Below are 16,315 nucleotides of genomic sequence, written 5' to 3'. Positions count from 1 at the left end.
CGCGCCCCCGCGCGCTCGAGCGCGCGCGGGCGGGCGGGGCCGCTGTCGTACAGTCCCCGGAACCGGATCTGACGCCTAGTCAGAAACAGAAGGGAGTCCGGTCATGCGCCTGGGACTCGCGCTCGGCTACTGGGGCCGCGGCCCCTCCCCCGCCCATCTGGAGCTCGCGCGCGAGGCGGAGCGGCTCGGCTACGACTCGGTGTGGACGGCGGAGGCGTGGGGCTCGGACGCCTTCACCGCCCTCACCTGGATCGCCGCCCACACCAGCCGCATCGGCCTCGGCACGGCGGTGGCGCAGATGGCGGCCCGCACCCCGACCGCGACGGCGATGCACGCGCTCACCCTGGACCACCTGTCGGGCGGCCGGATGCGGCTCGGCCTGGGCCTGTCCGGCCCGCAGGTGGTGGAGGGCTGGTACGGGCGCCCCTTCCCCCGCTCCCCGCTGACCGCCACCCGCGAGTACGTGGACGTGATCCGGCAGGTGCTCCGCCGCGAGGCGCCGGTGCGGCTCGCCGGACGGCACCACTCCTTCCCGTACGCCGGCGAGGACGGCACCGGCCTCGGCAAGCCCCTCAAGCCGATCACCCACCCGCTCCGCGCGGACCTCCCGGTCCTGCTGGGCGCCGAGGGCCCCCGGAACATCGCGCAGACGCTGGAGATCGCCGACGGCTGGCTGCCGCTCTACTGGTCGCCCGCCCGCTTCCGCGAGGCGTACGCCCTCCCGGACCGGCTCCCCGACGGCTTCCGGGTCGCGCCGATGGTCCGCGCCCAGGTCTGCGACGACGTGTCGAAGGGCCTGCTGCCGGTCAAGGCGATGCTGGGCTTCTACATCGGCGGCATGGGGCACGCGACCCGCAACTTCCACGCCGACCTGATGGCCCGCATGGGATACGAGGCGGAGGCCCGGCACATCCAGGGCCTCTTCGCCGAGGGCCGCCGCGAGGAGGCGGTCCTCGCCGTCCCGGACGCCTTCGCCGACGAGATCTCCCTGGTCGGCCCGCGCGAGCGGATCGCGCAGCGGCTCCAGGAATGGCGCACGGGCCCGGTGACGGACCTGCTGGTCACGGCCCCGGACCTGGAGACCCTGCGGACGCTGGCGGAGCTGAACGACTAGTCGCGGACGGTGGAGGCCGTCTCGATGACCTCGTCCAGGATGTCGCGGGAGCGGACCAGGTCGGCGATGAGCGCGTCGATGCGGGTCCGCTCGGCGGACAGCTCGTCGACCAGCTGGGAGGTGGCGATCTCGCTGGGCGCGCCGTCCGCGTCGCGCATGCAGGGCAGCAGGTGGGCGATCTTGCGGCTGTTCAGGCCCGCCGCGTACAGCGCCTGGATGCGGACGACCCGGTCCACCGCCCATTCGCCGTACTGCCGCTGGCCGCCCGGGGTCCGCTCGGACCGCAGCAGGTCCTGGGTCTCGTAGTAGCGCAGCGACCGCTCGCTGACGCCGCTGCGCCGGGCCAGTTCACCGATGCGCATCCGCCGCCTCGCCTCCGGGAGAAGGGACTTGAACCTGACACTGGTGTCAACTCCTACGGTACCCGCATGACGCACGCACCGGCTTCCTCCCGCCTCTTCGAGTCCGCCCCCCTGGGCTCCCTCACCCTGCCCAACCGGCTGGTGATGCCGCCGCTGACCCGCAACCGGGCCGGCGCCGACGGCGTCCCGGGGCCCCTCATGGTCACCCACTACGCCCAGCGGGCCACCGCCGGCCTGATCATCACCGAGGGGACCACCCCGAACGCGGTCGGCCAGACGTACCCGAACATCCCGGCCCTCCACGACGGCGCCCACGTGGCCGGCTGGCGCACGGTCACCGACGCGGTGCGGGCCGGCGGCGGGCGGATGTTCGTCCAGCTCCAGCACGGCGGCCGGGTCGGCCACCCCGACAACAGCGGTCACCTGCCGGTCGCGCCCTCGCCGATCGCGCTGCCGGAGACGATCCACACGCCCACCGGCCGGCAGGAGGCCGTGGTGCCCCGCGAGATGACCGCGGACGACATCCGGCAGACCGTCGCCGACTTCGCCGCCGCCGCGCGCCGCGCCGTCGACGCCGGCTTCGAGGGGGTCGAGGTGCACGCCGCCAACGGACATCTGCTCCACCAGTTCCTGGCGAAGAACACCAACCGGCGGACCGACGCCTACGGCGGCTCCGTGGAGAACCGCGTCCGGTTCGCGGTCGAGGTCGTCCGCGCCGTCGTCGACGCGATCGGCGCCGACCGGGTCGGCGTCCGCATCTCGCCCGGGGTCACGGTGAACGGCATCGACGAGGGCACCGCGGAGGACACCGACGCGCTGTACCGCGCGCTCGTCCCCGCCCTCGCCGCGCTCGACCCGGTCTATCTGCACGTGATCTTCGCCGACCCCGGGCAGCCGCTCTTCCACCGGATCCGCGCGGCCTGGCCGAACACGCTGATCGCCAACCCGGCGCTCGGCTTCGGCGGCCCCCTCCCGGCGGACGGCGGGAAGGCCGCGGGCGAGCGGCTGCTCGACGCCGGGGCCGACCTGATCTCGCTGGGCCGCGCCTTCATGGCCAACCCGGACCTGGTCGAGCGGCTGCGCGTCGGCGCGCCGCTCAACCCGCTCCGGGAGACGAACTGGATGTACTCGGGCGAGGAGACCGGCTACAACGACTACCCGACGCTGGAGCGGGCGGATGCTCTCGCCGTCAGCCGCCGCTGAGCTGGGAGGCCGAGGGGACCTTGTCGACGACCTCGGCCCCGGCGGACTTGCCGGCGTCCTTGATGCCGCTGATGACGCCCTCCAGGCCGCCGACGTCCGCCGCGTCGACCTCGCCCTTGCGGAGCTTGGTGCCCAGCTCCTTCAGGGACTCGATGCCGGCGGACAGCGGGGCCACCGCCTTGGAGAGCAGCGGGTCGCCCTTGGCGTTGTTGACCGCCGCCTTGAGCCGGTTGTAGGTGAACGCGCCCGCGAGACCCGCCTTGACGAGGGCGAAGGTCCGCCCGTCGGCGCCCTTCTTGAACTTGCCCGCCTTGTAGGGCTTCACGATCCACTGGTACGCGGCACCGGCGGCGAGCCCGGCGTTCGCGACGAACCGGGTCTTCGCCAGCTTCTGCTGCTCGAAGGTGCTCGACGCGGACGGGGACGCGACCGACCCCGTCGACAGACTCTGCGTGGTGTCGCTCCCGCACGCGGCGGTGGTGAACAGCAGCGCGCAGGACAGCAGCAGCGCGGCGACGCCGCGGGACAGGCTTCTGGGCACAGCGGAACCTCCCTGGGGACTGGTCCCGCCAGCCTCGCCCGCCCCCCGGCGGACCGCCATCCGGGCGACCCGTCCGGGTGCGCCGCCCGGAGAGGTCGGGCGGCGCCGTCAGTCCCCGCAGCAGTCCGGGGCGAGACCGGTCGGCAGGGTCTCGCCGCCGAAGACGGCGACGGTGGCCTGTTCGCCGCCGAGGGCCGCGACCGCGAGGAGGAGGGAGCCCGCCGTCCAGGTGGTCTGCTCCTCGGGCCAGACGGCCGGCTCGGCGCCGTCCGCGCCCTCGTACACGTACCCCGTCCAGTACAGGCCGTTCGGCGCCCGCAGGTGGCCGATGTCCTGGAGGATCGTGAGGGCCCGGTCGGACTCCCCCGTCGCCCACAGGGCGAGGGCGAGCTCGCAGCTCTCGCCGCCGGTCACCCACGGGTTGGGGACGACGCACCGGACGCCGAGGCCGGGGACCACGAAGTCGTCCCAGCGCGCGTCGAGGCGGGCCTTCGCCTCGGCGCCGGTGACCGCCCCGCCGAGGACCGGGTAGTACCAGTCCATCGAGTAGCGGGACTTGTCGAGGAAGCGCTCCGGGTGGCGCCGGATCGCGTGGGCGAGGGAGCCGACCGCCAGCTCCCAGTCGGGCTGCGGCTCCTCGCGGGCCTCGGCGAGCGCGAGGGCGCAGCGCAGGGCGTGGTGGATCGAGGAGGAGCCGGTGAGGAGGGCGTCGGCGACGGGGGTGCCGTCGGGGTCGCGCTTCCAGCCGATCTGGCCGCCGGGCTGCTGGAGCCGGAGGACGAACTCGACCGCCGCGTAGACGACCGGCCACATCCGGTCGAGGAAGGCGTCGTCGCCGGTCGACAGGTAGTGGTGCCAGACGCCGACGGCTATGTACGCGGTGAAGTTGGACTCCTTGCCGCGGTCGGTGACGTCGTCGGGGTCGCCGTCCCGGTAGGCCGCGTACCAGGAGCCGTCGGCGTTCTGGTGCCGGGCGAGCCAGGCGTAGGCGCGGGCGGCGGCCTCGTGCTCGCCGGCCGCGTCCAGGGCCATCGCGGCCTCGGTGTGGTCCCACGGGTCGAGGTGGTGGCCGCGGAACCACGGGATGGCGCCGTCCTCCCGCTGCCCGGCGAGGATCCCGGCGACGGTGCCGGCGGCCTGCTCGGCGGTGAGGACGCCGGGCAGGACGAGGTGCTCCGCGATCCGCTCCGGAGAGGTCACTTGGCGTCGGCCTTCGGGAGGTGGGGCTTGGTGGCGTACGCGACGAAGCTCTTGCCGACGACCGGGTTGAGCAGCTGCTCGGCGACCCGGGTCAGGGCGGGCTTCTTCATGATGTCCCAGACCAGGAGCTTGTGGTACGCGCGGACCGGCAGCGCCTTGTCGTTGTCGACGCCGAAGGCGCACTTCAGCCACCAGTACGGCGCGTGCAGGGCGTGCGCGTGGTGGGTGCCGTACGGCTTGAGGCCGGCCTGGCGGATCTTGGCGAGCAGCTCGTCCGCCTTGTAGATCCGGATGTGGCCGCCCTCGACCTCGTGGTACTCGTCCGAGAGCGCCCAGCAGATCTTCTCGGGGCCGTACCGCGGCACGGTGATCGCGATCCGCCCGCCGGGCTTCAGCACCCGCACCATCTCGGCGAGCACGCCCTTGTCGTCCGGGATGTGCTCCATGACCTCGGAGATGATGACGACGTCGAAGGACTCGTCGGGGAAGGGCAGGTTGAGCGCGTCGCCCTCCATCGCGGTGGCGGTCGCCCCGGCGGGGGCCTCGCCGGCCTCCTTCATGGCGGCGAACCACTTGGCGACCTCGCGGATCTCCTCGCCGTTCTGGTCGAGCGCGACGACCTGCGCACCGCGCCGGTAGCACTCGAAGGCGTGCCGCCCCGCACCGCAGCCCAGATCGAGCACGCGGTCGCCGGGAGCGAGCGGGAAGCGGGTGAAGTCGACGGTCAGCACGGGCTGCCTGCTTTCGCGATCGGAGTTGGTTGGGGGCAGGCGTTGCCGCCTCGTTGTGGGCAGGCGTTCCGCCAGGTGGGACAGGTAGGCACAACCCACCCGTCGGGGCGCACCCGGCGGACAGGGCGAGGTGTCACCGACGGACCCCGGCGGCCTTGCGGGCCAGGGCCTCGCGGTACAGCTCCGCCGTCCCCTGCGCGGCCCTGGCCCAGGTGAACCGCTCCAGCACCCGCGCCCGCCCGGCCGCACCGAGCCGCGCCCGCAGCTCCGCGTCGCCCAGCATCCGCCCCAGCGCCGTGGCCAGCGCCCCCGCGTCCCCGGTCGGCACGGCGAGGCACGTCTCCCCGTCGGGCCCGGCGACCTCCGGAATCGCGCCGCCGGTGGTGGCGACCAGCGGCGTCCCCGTGGCCATCCCCTCCGCGGCCGGCAGCGAGAAGCCCTCGTACAGCGACGGCACGCACGCCACTTCGGCGGACCGGTACAGGTCGACGAGCTCCGCGTCGCTGATGCCCTTGACGAACCGGACGGCGCCTTCGAGCCCGTACCGCTCGATCGCCTGCGCGACCGGCCCGTCCTCGGCGCGCTTGCCGACGACGACGAGGTGCGCGTCGGGCCGCTCGGTGCGCAGCTTGGCGAGCGCCTCGACGAGGAAGACCAGGCCCTTGAGGGGGACGTCGGCGCTGGAGGTGGTGACGATCCGGCCGGGGACCTCGGCGACCGACGGGTCCGGGGACCACAGCTCGGTGTCGGCGCCGATGTGGACGACCCGGACGCGGTCCTCGCGGACGCCGAGGTGCTCGACGATCTCGTCCCGGGAGGTGCCGGAGACGGTGAGGACGGACGGCAGCCGGCGGGCGACCCGCTTCTGCATGCGGGTGAAGCCGTACCAGCGGCGGACGGAGGCGCGGCGCTTCCAGTCGGCGGCGGCGTCGAGTTCGAGCTGCCGGTCGACGGTGATGGGGTGGTGGATCGTGGTGACCAGCGGGGCGCCCAGCGCGCGGGGGCCGCCGAGGAGCCCGTAGCCGAGGGTCTGGTTGTCGTGGATCACGTCGAAGTCGCCGCGGCGGGCGGCGAGGGTGCGGCGGGCGCGCAGCGAGAAGGTCAGCGGCTCGGGGAAGCCGCCGGTCCACATGGTGGCGACCTCCAGGGCGTCGATCCAGTCCCGGTACTCCTCGCGCTTGGGCGTCCGGAAGGGGTCGGGCTGGCGGTAGAGGTCGAGGCTGGCGATCTCGCTGAGCGTGACGCCCTCGTCGAGGACCGGGTACGGCTGCGAGCCGAAGACCTCGACGGTGTGGCCCAGGCGGGCCAGTTCGCGGGAGAGGTGGCGGACGTAGACGCCCTGGCCGCCGCAGAACGGGTTCCCCTTGTACGTGAGGAGAGCGATCCGCAACGGACCGTCACCGGACGGGGCGGCACCCTGCCGGGGGCTTGCCTCTATGGCCTCAGCGGTCATGCGCGACCCCCTTCGAGCGTGCGTTTCGCGCGAGCGTAACCGCTCGCGCTAATGTAGAACAAGTTACAGACTTGATCGTTCTCGGTGCCTCCCGGACCTCCGGGAGGCACCGAATCTACCGGCAGGTAGCTCCCGTGTGAGCACCGGAACAGGTGATTCGCACCACCCGGTCGCGGAGGTTCGCGCCACGGCCTTCCTCCGCCATACTGGCGCTCCCCACCGCACGGAACGGGACCCCGATGACCGCAGAGAGCAGAGCGGACCACCGCCCCTCCGCCACACCGCCGCTGACGGAGCGCCAGGAGGCCCGGCGGCGGCGCATCCTGGACGCCAGCGCCCAGCTCGCCGCCCGGGGCGGCTTCGACGCGGTGCAGATGCGGGAGGTCGCGGAGGCGGCCGGGGTCGCCCTCGGCACGCTGTACCGCTACTTCCCGTCCAAGATCCACCTGCTCGTCGCGACCATGCAGGACCAGCTCCAGCACCTGCACACCACCCTCCGGAAGCGGCCCCCGGCGGGCGCCGCCCCGGCGGAGCGGGTCGCGGAGACCCTGATGCGGACCTTCCGCGCGCTGCAGCGCGAGCCGCAGCTCGCCGACGCGATGGTCCGGGCGCTGACCTTCGCCGACCGCAGCGTGAGCCCCGAGGTGGACACGGTCTCGCGGCTCACGACGGCGATCATCCTGGACGCGATGGGCGCGGAGCAGCCGACGCCGGAGCAGCTGTCGGCGGTCCGGGTCATCGAGCACACCTGGCACTCGGCGCTCATCACCTGGCTGTCCGGCCGCGCCTCGATCGCCCAGGTGAAGATCGACATCGAGACGGTCTGCCGGCTGATCGACCTGACGGCCCCGGAGCGGACGGGCACCGCCCGTCAGTGACGGTCCGCCGCCCCGCCGGGCCGGGGGCTACTCCTCCGGGGGGTAGACCGGCTCGCCGCCGTCCGCGAGGGTGATGAGGATGGCCTCCACCGGGCAGCCCTCCGCCGCCGCGAGGATCCGTTCGCCCGCGTCGGTCTCCGGGGTCACCGGGTGGGACTGGCGGGCGGTGTCGAGGCGGAAGCCGTCGGGGGCGTGGGTGACGCACAGGCCGGAGCCGATGCAGACGCCCCGGTCGACCTCCAGGTGCCAGCGGTCGCCCATCAGTTGCCCCCGTGGCCGGCCGGCAGGTGGATCATCTTGTGCTCCAGGTACTCGCCCAGGCCCTCGGGGCCGAACTCGCGGCCCAGGCCGGAGTTCTTGTAGCCGCCGAAGGGGCCGAGCATGTCGAGGCTGAAGGTGTTGACGTTGAAGGTGCCGGTGCGGACCCGGCGGGCGAAGTCGATGCCGTGCTCGACGTCGCCGGTCCAGACGCTGCCGCTGAGGCCGTACTCGGAGTCGTTGGCGACCCGCAGGGCCTCGGCCTCGTCCCCGTACGGCAGCAGGCAGATGACCGGGCCGAAGATCTCCTCGCGGGCGATCCGCATCGCGTTGTCGACGTCGCCGAAGAGGGTCGGCTCGACGTACCAGCCCCGGTCGAGGCCGTCCGGCCGGCCGCCGCCCGCGAGGAGCTTGGCGCCCTCCTGCTGCCCGATGCCGATGTAGTCGAGGGAGCGCTGCTGCTGGCGGCGGGCGACGAGCGGGCCGACCTGGGTGGCCGGGTCGAGCGGGTCGCCGACGACCAGCGCGGAGGCCGCGGCGGCCAGCGCCTCGGCGATCTCCTCGTACCGGGAGCGCGGGGCGAGGATCCGGGTCTGGGCGACGCACGCCTGCCCGTTGTTCATCCAGGCGGCCGGGACGATCCCGGCGACGGCGGTCGCCACGTCGGCGTCCGGCAGGATCACCGCCGCCGACTTGCCGCCGAGTTCGAGGGTGACGCGGGTGAGGTTGCGGGAGGCGACCTCCATCACGCGCTTGCCGGCCGCGACCGAGCCGGTGAAGGAGACCTTGTCGACGCCCGGGTGCCCGACCAGGTACTCGCTGACCTCCCGGTCGGCGGGCAGGATCGAGAGGACGCCCTCGGGCAGCCCGGCCTCGGCGGCGATCTCGCCGAGGAGGTAGGAGTCGAGCGGCGACTCCGGCGAGGGCTTGAGGATCGCCGTGCAGCCGGCGAGCAGCGCCGGGCCCAGCTTGGCGGCGGCGGTGAACTGCGGCACGTTCCACGGCACCACCGCGGCGACCACGCCGACCGGCTCGCGCCGCACCAGCAGCGGGCCGAGGACGCCGCCGCGCCGCTCCTCGAAGACGAAGTCGCGGGCGACGGTGATCGCCGAGTCCCACACCATCATCGCGCCGAGCGCCTGGGCGAGGACGGACCAGGAGTACGGGGAGCCGTTCTGGGAGCTGATCGAGCGGGCCAGCTCCTCGTGCCGGACGGCGATGGCGTCCTTGATCCGGGAGACGACCGCGATCCGCTCCTCCAGGCTCGTCCGCGGCCAGGGCCCCTCGTCGAAGGCCCGCCGGGCGGCCGCGACGGCCCGGTCGACGTCGGCGCGCGAGGCGTGCGGGACCCTTCCGATGACCTCCTCGGTGTGCGGCGAGATCACCTCGATGGAGGCGTCACCGAGCGGATCGGTCAACTCCCCGCCGATGAACAGCTGTCCGTGCTCCACGAGCTCGCTCATGCCGGTCGCCTCCCGGGGGTATCTGACGGTGTCTCAGAACTGATATCAGTTCTAGTTATAGTGGGCAATGGTCGTACCGGTACGCAGAGATGAGGACGCTCATGACGCAGGTGACCGAGCACGGTGGCGGCGTCTGGTCGCTGCGGGTGCCCATCCCGGACAACCCGCTGGGCCACACCCTCGTCCACGTCCTCGACACCGACCGCGGGCCTGTCCTCGTCGACACCGGCTGGGACGACCCCGACTCCTGGACCGAACTCACCGACGGGCTGCGGGCGTTGGGCATCGGCGTCGGCGAGGTCCACGGCGTCGTCATCACCCACCACCACCCCGACCACCACGGGCTGTCCGGGCGGGTCCGGGAGGAGTCCGGGGCCTGGATCGCCATGCACGCCGCCGACACCGCCGTCGTCCGCCGCACCCGCGCGTCCGACCCCGGCACCTGGCTCGACTACCTGGCCCGCAAACTGGCCGCCGCCGGCGCGCCCGAGGACCACCTCGCGCCGCTGCGCGCCGCCCGCTCCGGGGGCCGGATGCGCACCCTGCCCGGCCTCGGCGCGGCCCTCCCCGACCGGGAGATCGTCCCCGGCGAACTCCTCGACCTCGCCGGACGCCGACTCCGCGCCGTCTGGACGCCCGGCCACACCCCCGGGCACGTCTGCCTCCACCTGGAGGAGCAGCACCCCGCCGGGCTCCCCGGCCACGGCCGGCTCTTCTCCGGCGACCACCTGCTCCCCGGGATCTCCCCGCACATCGGGCTGTACGAGGACCCCGACGACGCCACGGAGACGGATCCCCTCGGCGACTACCTGGACTCCCTGGAGCGGGTCGGCCGGCTCGGCGTCGCCGAGGTCCTCCCCGCCCACCAGCACGCCTTCCCCGACGCCGCCGGGCGCGTCCGCGAACTCCTCGACCACCACGAGGACCGGCTCGCCGGCCTCCTCGCCCTCCTCGCCACCCCGCTCACCCCGTGGCAGCTCGCCGAGCGCATGGAGTGGAACCGGCCCTGGGACCGCATCCCCTACGGCTCCCGGAACATCGCCGTCAGCGAGGCCGAGGCCCACATCCGCCGCCTGGTGAAGCTGGGCCGCGCGGAGGCCGTGACGGGGACGGAGCCGGTGGCGTACGTGGCGGTGTGACGCGGCTCGCACGCCCGGGGAGCCTCACCGGCAGGCCGGTACAGTGGCCCGGTCGTCTTCATGCCCGAAGCAGGGGAAAGCCGGTGCGACTCCGGCGCTGACCCGCAACCGTGAGCCACTCCTCGGAGCGGCGAGCCGGAACGCCCTGCCCCCGGGACGTGAGCGCCGGCACCGTCGAGGAATACGGCGCCGGACGCGGGCCCCGCGCGGGGAACCGGAGTCCGGTGCCCGCACGAGAGGCAACCATGATCAGCGTCCGCCGCGCCGCCGCCGCGCTCACCGCAGCGGCAGCCGTGCTCAGCACCGCCGCGACGGGCACGGCCGCCGCCGCCCCCTCCCCGAGCGCCTCCGCCGCCGCGCTCCCGCCCGGCCTGTACGGCAAGGGCGACCCCACCTACGACGGCGTCTGGCGCCAGTCGCTCGCCTTCCTCGCCCAGCGCGCCACCGGCTACCAGCCCGCCGACCAGGCGGTCGACTGGCTGCTCGGCCAGCAGTGCGCGGACGGCTCCTTCGCCTCCTACCGGGCGGACACCACGAAGCCCTGCGACGACAAGACGATGCGGGACTCCAACGCCACCGCCGTCGCCCTCCAGGCGCTCGGCGCGGTCCGCCGCCAGGCCGCCGACCCGACGAAGATCGACACCGCGGTCACGTCCGGCTACGGCTGGCTGCGCGGCGTGCAGAACAAGGACGGCGGCTGGAGCTACACCCCCGGCGGCCCCAGCGACGCCAACTCGACCTCGATCGTCGTCAGCGCCCTCGCCGCCTCGGGCGTCAAGCCCGGCTCGTACACCTCCTCCCAGGGCCGCACCCCCTACGACGCGCTGCTCGCGCTCGCGCTGCCCTGCGCCGACGACGAGGGCCCGGGCGCCTTCGCCTACCAGCCGGACAAGACGGGCAAGCTGCTCGCCAACGCGGACGCGACCGCCGCCGCCACCCTCGCCGGGCTCGGCAAGGGCATCACGGCCGTGAAGGCCACCCCGCCGCAGGCCCCGACCTGCGTCGACCTCTCCGAGCCGACCGTCGAGCGGGCCGCCCTCAACGGCGCCTCGTACCTCGCCAAGTCGCTCGTGCAGACCGGTCACCTGACCACCCCGCCGCTGCCGGGCGCCACCGACGCCGAGCCGAAGCCGGACTTCGGCAACACCGCCGACGCGGTCGTCGCCCTCGCCGCCGCCGGCACCGCCCGGCTCGCCGAGCCCGCCCTCCAGTGGCTGGAGCAGAACGCCGCCCCGTGGGCGAAGGAGTCCGGCCCCGCCGCCTACGCGCAGCTGATCCTGGCCGCGCGCGCGATGGAGGCCGACCCGCGCGAGTTCGGCAAGGTCGACCTGGTCGAGGCGCTGAACGCGACCGGCCCCGCGCCCAAGACGCCCGACACCTCCGCCGTCTCCACCGAGGACGAGGAGGAGGACTCGTTCCTCGGCTTCGACGTCTGGTGGATCATCGGCATCGGCATGGTCGTCGGCGTCGGCATCGGCTTCCTCCTGAGCGGCCGCAAGAAGTGACCCTCCGGAGGAAGGCCGCCGGCGCGCTGGCCTGCGGCACGGCCGGGCTGCTGCTCGCCCTCGGCGCGGCGGCCCCCGCCCAGGCGGCGGGCTACCGGTACTGGTCCTACTGGGAGGCCGACGCCGGGACGTGGACCTACGCCCACCAGGGCCCGGCGACCGCCCGGCCCGCCGACGGCGACGCCGTCGGCTTCCGCTTCGCGCTGAGCGAGGACTCCGCCGACGCGACGAAACCGACCGCCGCACCCGACTTCGCCACGATCTGCGGCGGCGTGGAGCCGAGCGCCGGGACGAAGCGGATCGCGGTCGTCGTCGACTTCGGCACCCCGAAGGACGCACCCGCCGGCGAGACCCCGCCGAAGGACGCGCCGACGACCGGCTGCGCCCGCATCGACGGGAACGCCACCGCCGCGGACGCCCTCGCGGCCGTCGCGAAGCCGCTCCGCTACGACGCCTCCGCCATGCTCTGCGGCATCGCGGGCTATCCGCGGCAGGGCTGCGGCGAGGCGGTCGCCGACTCCGGCGCCGCCGCCGCGTCCACCGCCCCGAAGGCGGCCGCCGGGTCCTCCGACGGCGGCCCGTCGGCCGGTCTCCTCGTCGGCGGCGGGGCCGTCCTCGCCCTCGGTGCCGCGGCCGTGTGGAAGTCCCGCCGCCGCGCATGAGCCAGGCCCCCTCCGTCACCCCCGGCCTGCCGGGGCGTCTCCTGGCGCCCGTGGCGGACCGGGGCAACGCCCTGCACCCGGGCGCCTGGTGGCTGTGGGCCCTCGGGCTCGCCGTCGCCGCCTCCCGGACCACCAACCCGCTGCTGCTCGGGCTGATCGTCGGCGTCGCCGGGTACGTGGTGGCGGCGCGCCGCACGGACGCGCCCTGGGCCCGGTCGTACGGCGCCTTCGTCAAGCTCGGCCTGTTCGTCGTCGGCGTGCGGATCGTCTTCTCGGTGCTGCTGGGCTCGCCCGTCCCGGGCGCGCACGAGCTGTTCACGCTGCCCGAGCTGCCGCTGCCGGAGTGGGCGCAGGGCATCCGGATCGGCGGCCGGGTCACCGCCGAGCAGCTCCTATTCGCCCTGTACGACGGGCTCAAGCTGGCCGCCCTGCTGATCTGCGTCGGCGCGGCCAACGCGCTCGCCAACCCGGCGCGGCTGCTGAAGTCGCTGCCGGGGGCGCTGTACGAGGCCGGTGTCGCGGTCGTCGTGGCGATGACCTTCGCGCCGAACCTGGTCGCCGACGTCGTCCGGCTCCGCACCGCCCGGCGGCTGCGCGGCCGGCCCACCGGCGGGGTGCGGGCGGTCCTCCAGATCGGCCTCCCCGTCCTGGAGGGCGCGCTCGAACGGTCGGTCGCCGTCGCCGCGTCCATGGACGCGCGCGGGTACGGGCGCACCGCCCAGGTCCCGCCGGCCGTCCGCCGCACCACGAACGTCCTCACCCTCGGCGGGCTGCTCGGCGTCTGCGCCGGCTCCTACGGGCTGCTCGCCGCCCAGGGCGCCGGATACGGGCTGCCGCTGCTCGTCGCCGGACTCCTCGCGGCCGTCGCGGGGCTGCGGCTCGGCGGCCGGCGGAGCGTCCGCACCCGCTACCGGCCGGACCGCTTCGGCCCCCGCTCCTGGCTGGTCGCCGCGTCCGGCATCGCCGTCGCCGTCCTCATGATCCGGGCCAACGCGTACGCGCCGGAGGCCCTGCACCCGGGCGTCGTCCCGCTCGTCGCGCCGGAGCTGCCGCTGTGGCCGGCCCTGTCGGTCCTGCCCGGCCTGCTGCCGGCCGTCATCGCCCCCGTACCGCCCGCTGCCGAAGGGTCGTCCGCGTGATCCGCTTCGAGAACGTCTCCGTGACGTACGAGGACGCCGCCGCCCCCACCCTGCGGAACCTCGACCTCACCGTCCCCGAGGGCGAGCTGGTCCTCCTCGTCGGCCCGTCCGGCGTCGGCAAGTCCACCCTGCTCGGCGCGGTCTCCGGCCTCGTCCCCCACTTCACCGGCGGGACGCTGCGGGGCCGGGTCACCGTGGACGGCCGGGACACCCGTACCCACCACCCGCGCGAGCTGGCCGACCTCGTCGGGACGGTCGGGCAGGACCCGCTCGCCCACTTCGTCACCGACACCGTCGAGGACGAGCTGGCCTACGGCATGGAGTCCCTGGGCCTCGCCCCCGCGGTGATGCGGCGGCGCGTCGAGGAGACCCTGGACCTGCTGGGCCTCGCCGAACTCCGCGACCGGCCGATCGCGACCCTCTCCGGCGGCCAGCAGCAGCGGGTCGCGATCGGCTCCGTCCTGACCACCCACCCCAAGGTCCTCGTCCTCGACGAACCGACCTCCGCGCTGGACCCGTCGGCGGCCGAGGACGTCCTGGCGGTGCTCCAGCGGCTCGTCCACGACCTGGGCACCACGGTCCTCCTGGCGGAGCACCGCCTGGAGCGGGTCGTCCAGTACGCCGACCGCGTCCTGCTCCTGCCGGACGCGGTCCTCGGCACCCCCGCCGACGTCATGGCCGTCTCGCCGGTGCACCCGCCGGTGGTCGGCCTGGGGCGGGTGGCGGGCTGGGACCCGCTGCCGCTGACCGTGCGGGACGCGCGGAGGCGGGCGGGCGAGCTGAAGGCGCGGCTGGAGGAGCGGGAGGCGGGGCGGGCCGACGGGCGGGCCGGACATCCGGCCCCGCCGACGTCCGAGGTGCGGGGGTCCGGGGGCGGAGCCCCCGATGACGGGAAGGGGCAGGGTGGGGGAAGGTCCCTGCTCCCGTGGCGCCGCGCACGCACCGCCACGCCCGCACCCGCGCCCGACCCCACCGCCCCCCTCCTCCACGTCCACCGCCTCGCCGTCCGCCGCGGCCGCGTCGAGGCGCTGCGGCGCGTCGACCTCCGGGTCGCCCGGGGCGAGACCGTCGCGCTCATGGGACGCAACGGCGCCGGGAAGTCCACCCTCCTCTCCACCATCGTGGGCATGATCGCGCCGACGACCGGGTCGGTACAGGTCGCGGGGCTGGTCCCGCACACCACCGCCCCGCGCACCCTCATCCGCCAGGTCGGCCTGGTCCCGCAGGAGCCGAGGGACCTGCTGTACGCGGAGACCGTGGCCGACGAGTGCGCCGCCGCCGACGCGGACGCGGGCGCGCCGCCCGGGACCTGCCGGGCGCTGGTGACGGAGCTCGTACCGGGCGTGACGGACACGACCCACCCGCGCGACCTGTCCGAGGGGCAGCGGCTGGCGCTCGCGCTGGCCGTCGTGCTGACCGCCGCACCGCCGCTGGTCCTGCTCGACGAGCCGACCCGCGGCCTGGACTACGCGGCGAAGGCCCGGCTGGTCGCCCGGCTGCGGGCCCTCGCCGCCGCCGGGCACGCGATCGTGCTGGCCACGCACGACGTGGAGCTGGCGGCGGAGCTGGCGGACCGGGTGGTGATCGTCGCGGGCGGCGAGCTGGTCGCGGACGGGCCGACCGCCGAGGTCGTCGTCTCCTCCCCGGCCTTCGCCCCGCAGGTCGCGAAGATCCTGGCGCCGGAGCCGTGGCTCACGGTCGAGCAGGTGGAGGAGGCCCTGCGCCCATGACCAGGCGACACCACCCCGTCCGGCTCGGGCCGCGCTCGGTCGCCGCCCTCGTCCTCGTCTCCCTCGTCGGGCTGGCCGGCATCGGCTGGCCCCTCTTCGCGGACGCCGGGTCCGCCGTCACCGACCACGCCGCCGACGCGCCGTGGCTCTTCGCGCTGATCCTCCCCCTCCTCATCGCCGTCGTCGTGGCGACGATCGCGGACTGCGGGATGGACGCGAAGGCGGTGGCGATGCTGGGGGTGCTGGCCGCCGTGGGGGCGGCGCTGCGCCCGCTGGGCGCGGGCACGGCCGGCCTGGAGCCGATGTTCTTCCTGATGGTGCTGAGCGGCCGGGTCCTCGGCCCCGGCTTCGGCTTCGTGCTCGGGGCCGTGACGATGTTCGCGTCGGCGCTGCTCACGGGCGGGGTGGGGCCGTGGATGCCGACGCAGATGCTGGCGATGGGCTGGTTCGCGATGGGCGCGGGGCTGCTGCCGGCGGGGGTGCGGGGGCGGCGGGAGCTGCTGATGCTCTCGGCGTACGGCTGCGTGGCGGCGTTCGCGTACGGCACGGTCACCAATCTGTACGGCTGGGTGACGATCGCCCTCGCGCCGGGGCTGTCCTTCGTGCCGGGGGCCCCGGCGGGCGAGAACCTGGTCCGGTTCGCGGCGTACGTGCTGGCCACCTCGCTCGGCTGGGACCTCGGGCGGGCCGCGCTCACCGTGGTCCTGACGCTCACGGTCGGCGGGCCGCTGCTGCGGGCGCTGCGGAGGGCCACGCGGCGGGCGAACTTCGAGGCCCAGGTCACATTCGAGGGGCCCGTGGAGGGGTCCCCGGGTGAGGCGCCTCATAGGACCCACGTCACGTACGACCGGAAATAGTAGAACGGGACGAGTCGCGCAAAACGCCCATCAGTGGGCGTGACCTGCGAAAACGTATGCCGGTCGCCGGGGCGCCCGAC

16 protein-coding genes and 1 riboswitch are annotated in these 16,315 nt (G+C 74.7%); of the genes, 9 read left to right on the top strand and 7 right to left on the bottom strand.

Annotation, left to right across the window (positions count from 1 at the left end):
* Positions 1–103 precede the first annotated feature (103 nt).
* Positions 104–1,114: an LLM class F420-dependent oxidoreductase gene (locus ACFW1I_RS06745; RefSeq protein WP_384666694.1), complete on the top strand. Its 1,011-nt coding sequence runs from the start codon at positions 104–106 to the stop codon at positions 1,112–1,114.
* Here ACFW1I_RS06745 and ACFW1I_RS06740 read toward each other — a convergent pair.
* Complete coding sequence (locus ACFW1I_RS06740) at positions 1,111–1,476, bottom strand: MerR family transcriptional regulator (RefSeq protein WP_384666692.1); 366 nt, start codon at positions 1,474–1,476, stop codon at positions 1,111–1,113. The two genes, ACFW1I_RS06745 and ACFW1I_RS06740, sit on opposite strands and share 4 nt — an antisense overlap.
* Positions 1,477–1,542: 66 nt before the next feature.
* Here ACFW1I_RS06740 and ACFW1I_RS06735 point away from each other — a divergent pair, with 66 nt between their 5' ends.
* On the top strand, positions 1,543–2,679 hold the full coding sequence (locus ACFW1I_RS06735) for an alkene reductase (RefSeq protein ID WP_384666690.1): 1,137 nt from the start codon (positions 1,543–1,545) through the stop codon (positions 2,677–2,679).
* On the opposite strand, the gene ACFW1I_RS06730 is transcribed toward ACFW1I_RS06735, so the two are convergent.
* The 4 genes from ACFW1I_RS06730 to ACFW1I_RS06715 form a co-directional block, all read right to left on the bottom strand.
* On the bottom strand, positions 2,666–3,220 hold the full coding sequence (locus ACFW1I_RS06730) for a hypothetical protein (protein ID WP_384666688.1): 555 nt from the start codon (positions 3,218–3,220) through the stop codon (positions 2,666–2,668). The two genes, ACFW1I_RS06735 and ACFW1I_RS06730, sit on opposite strands and share 14 nt — an antisense overlap.
* Before the next feature lie 108 nt (positions 3,221–3,328).
* On the bottom strand, positions 3,329–4,420 hold the full coding sequence (locus ACFW1I_RS06725; protein WP_384666687.1) for a prenyltransferase: 1,092 nt from the start codon (positions 4,418–4,420) through the stop codon (positions 3,329–3,331).
* Positions 4,417–5,151 carry a class I SAM-dependent methyltransferase gene (locus tag ACFW1I_RS06720; RefSeq protein ID WP_384666685.1) on the bottom strand — a complete coding sequence of 245 codons (735 nt, stop codon included), beginning with the start codon at positions 5,149–5,151 and terminating at the stop codon, positions 4,417–4,419. The genes ACFW1I_RS06725 and ACFW1I_RS06720 overlap by 4 nt, the downstream gene beginning before the upstream one ends.
* Positions 5,152–5,284: 133 nt before the next feature.
* Positions 5,285–6,604 carry a glycosyltransferase family 4 protein gene (locus ACFW1I_RS06715; protein ID WP_384666683.1) on the bottom strand — a complete coding sequence of 440 codons (1,320 nt, stop codon included), beginning with the start codon at positions 6,602–6,604 and terminating at the stop codon, positions 5,285–5,287.
* Positions 6,605–6,843: 239 nt separating this feature from the next.
* Here ACFW1I_RS06715 and ACFW1I_RS06710 point away from each other — a divergent pair, with 239 nt between their 5' ends.
* Positions 6,844–7,482, top strand: coding sequence for a TetR family transcriptional regulator (locus ACFW1I_RS06710; protein WP_384666681.1), 639 nt, complete (start codon positions 6,844–6,846; stop codon positions 7,480–7,482).
* Between the two features lie 27 nt (positions 7,483–7,509).
* Here ACFW1I_RS06710 and ACFW1I_RS06705 read toward each other — a convergent pair whose 3' ends face one another.
* Both ACFW1I_RS06705 and ACFW1I_RS06700 read right to left on the bottom strand, forming a co-directional pair.
* Positions 7,510–7,743 (bottom strand): ferredoxin, encoded by a 234-nt coding sequence (locus ACFW1I_RS06705; protein WP_384666679.1) that lies wholly within the window; start codon positions 7,741–7,743, stop codon positions 7,510–7,512.
* Entirely contained in the window at positions 7,743–9,203 is a 1,461-nt protein-coding gene (locus ACFW1I_RS06700) for an aldehyde dehydrogenase (protein ID WP_384666677.1), read from the bottom strand. Before ACFW1I_RS06700 ends, ACFW1I_RS06705 begins: the two co-directional genes overlap by 1 nt.
* Before the next feature lie 101 nt (positions 9,204–9,304).
* Here ACFW1I_RS06700 and ACFW1I_RS06695 point away from each other — a divergent pair, with 101 nt between their 5' ends.
* The 6 genes from ACFW1I_RS06695 (at position 9,305) to ACFW1I_RS06670 (ending at position 16,235) form a co-directional block, all read left to right on the top strand.
* Positions 9,305–10,342 carry an MBL fold metallo-hydrolase gene (locus ACFW1I_RS06695; RefSeq protein ID WP_384666675.1) on the top strand — a complete coding sequence of 346 codons (1,038 nt, stop codon included), beginning with the start codon at positions 9,305–9,307 and terminating at the stop codon, positions 10,340–10,342.
* Between the two features lie 71 nt (positions 10,343–10,413).
* Positions 10,414–10,488: riboswitch (cobalamin riboswitch) on the top strand.
* Positions 10,489–10,590: 102 nt separating this feature from the next.
* Entirely contained in the window at positions 10,591–11,847 is a 1,257-nt protein-coding gene (locus tag ACFW1I_RS06690) for a prenyltransferase/squalene oxidase repeat-containing protein (RefSeq protein ID WP_384666707.1), read from the top strand.
* Positions 11,844–12,509: an SCO2322 family protein gene (locus tag ACFW1I_RS06685; RefSeq protein WP_384666673.1), complete on the top strand. Its 666-nt coding sequence runs from the start codon at positions 11,844–11,846 to the stop codon at positions 12,507–12,509. The genes ACFW1I_RS06690 and ACFW1I_RS06685 overlap by 4 nt, the downstream gene beginning before the upstream one ends.
* Positions 12,506–13,648, top strand: a complete 1,143-nt coding sequence (locus ACFW1I_RS06680; RefSeq protein ID WP_384666671.1) for an energy-coupling factor transporter transmembrane component T — start codon at positions 12,506–12,508, stop codon at positions 13,646–13,648. The genes ACFW1I_RS06685 and ACFW1I_RS06680 overlap by 4 nt, the downstream gene beginning before the upstream one ends.
* A complete protein-coding gene (locus ACFW1I_RS06675; protein WP_384666669.1) occupies positions 13,645–15,378 on the top strand; it encodes an ABC transporter ATP-binding protein in 1,734 nt (577 codons plus the stop codon). The genes ACFW1I_RS06680 and ACFW1I_RS06675 overlap by 4 nt, the downstream gene beginning before the upstream one ends.
* Positions 15,375–16,235, top strand: a complete 861-nt coding sequence (locus ACFW1I_RS06670; RefSeq protein WP_384666667.1) for an ECF transporter S component — start codon at positions 15,375–15,377, stop codon at positions 16,233–16,235. The genes ACFW1I_RS06675 and ACFW1I_RS06670 overlap by 4 nt, the downstream gene beginning before the upstream one ends.
* Positions 16,236–16,315: the final 80 nt, after the last annotated feature.

The organism is Streptomyces sp. NPDC058955 (genome assembly GCF_042741435.1).
Lineage (GTDB): Bacteria > Actinomycetota > Actinomycetes > Streptomycetales > Streptomycetaceae > Streptomyces.
The sequence above is the reverse complement of the archived record's forward strand: the minus strand, read 5'-3'. Positions and strand labels throughout refer to the sequence as shown.

Coding starts and splice junctions, on each gene's coding strand:
- ACFW1I_RS06705 (WP_384666679.1), bottom strand. CDS start 7,743: ATGGGCGACCGCTGGCACCTGGAGGTCGACCGGGGCGTCTGCATCGGC.
- ACFW1I_RS06740 (WP_384666692.1), bottom strand. CDS start 1,476: ATGCGCATCGGTGAACTGGCCCGGCGCAGCGGCGTCAGCGAGCGGTCG.
- ACFW1I_RS06680 (WP_384666671.1), top strand. CDS start 12,506: ATGAGCCAGGCCCCCTCCGTCACCCCCGGCCTGCCGGGGCGTCTCCTG.
- ACFW1I_RS06695 (WP_384666675.1), top strand. CDS start 9,305: ATGACGCAGGTGACCGAGCACGGTGGCGGCGTCTGGTCGCTGCGGGTG.
- ACFW1I_RS06710 (WP_384666681.1), top strand. CDS start 6,844: ATGACCGCAGAGAGCAGAGCGGACCACCGCCCCTCCGCCACACCGCCG.
- ACFW1I_RS06745 (WP_384666694.1), top strand. CDS start 104: ATGCGCCTGGGACTCGCGCTCGGCTACTGGGGCCGCGGCCCCTCCCCC.
- ACFW1I_RS06735 (WP_384666690.1), top strand. CDS start 1,543: ATGACGCACGCACCGGCTTCCTCCCGCCTCTTCGAGTCCGCCCCCCTG.
- ACFW1I_RS06670 (WP_384666667.1), top strand. CDS start 15,375: ATGACCAGGCGACACCACCCCGTCCGGCTCGGGCCGCGCTCGGTCGCC.
- ACFW1I_RS06715 (WP_384666683.1), bottom strand. CDS start 6,604: ATGACCGCTGAGGCCATAGAGGCAAGCCCCCGGCAGGGTGCCGCCCCG.
- ACFW1I_RS06700 (WP_384666677.1), bottom strand. CDS start 9,203: ATGAGCGAGCTCGTGGAGCACGGACAGCTGTTCATCGGCGGGGAGTTG.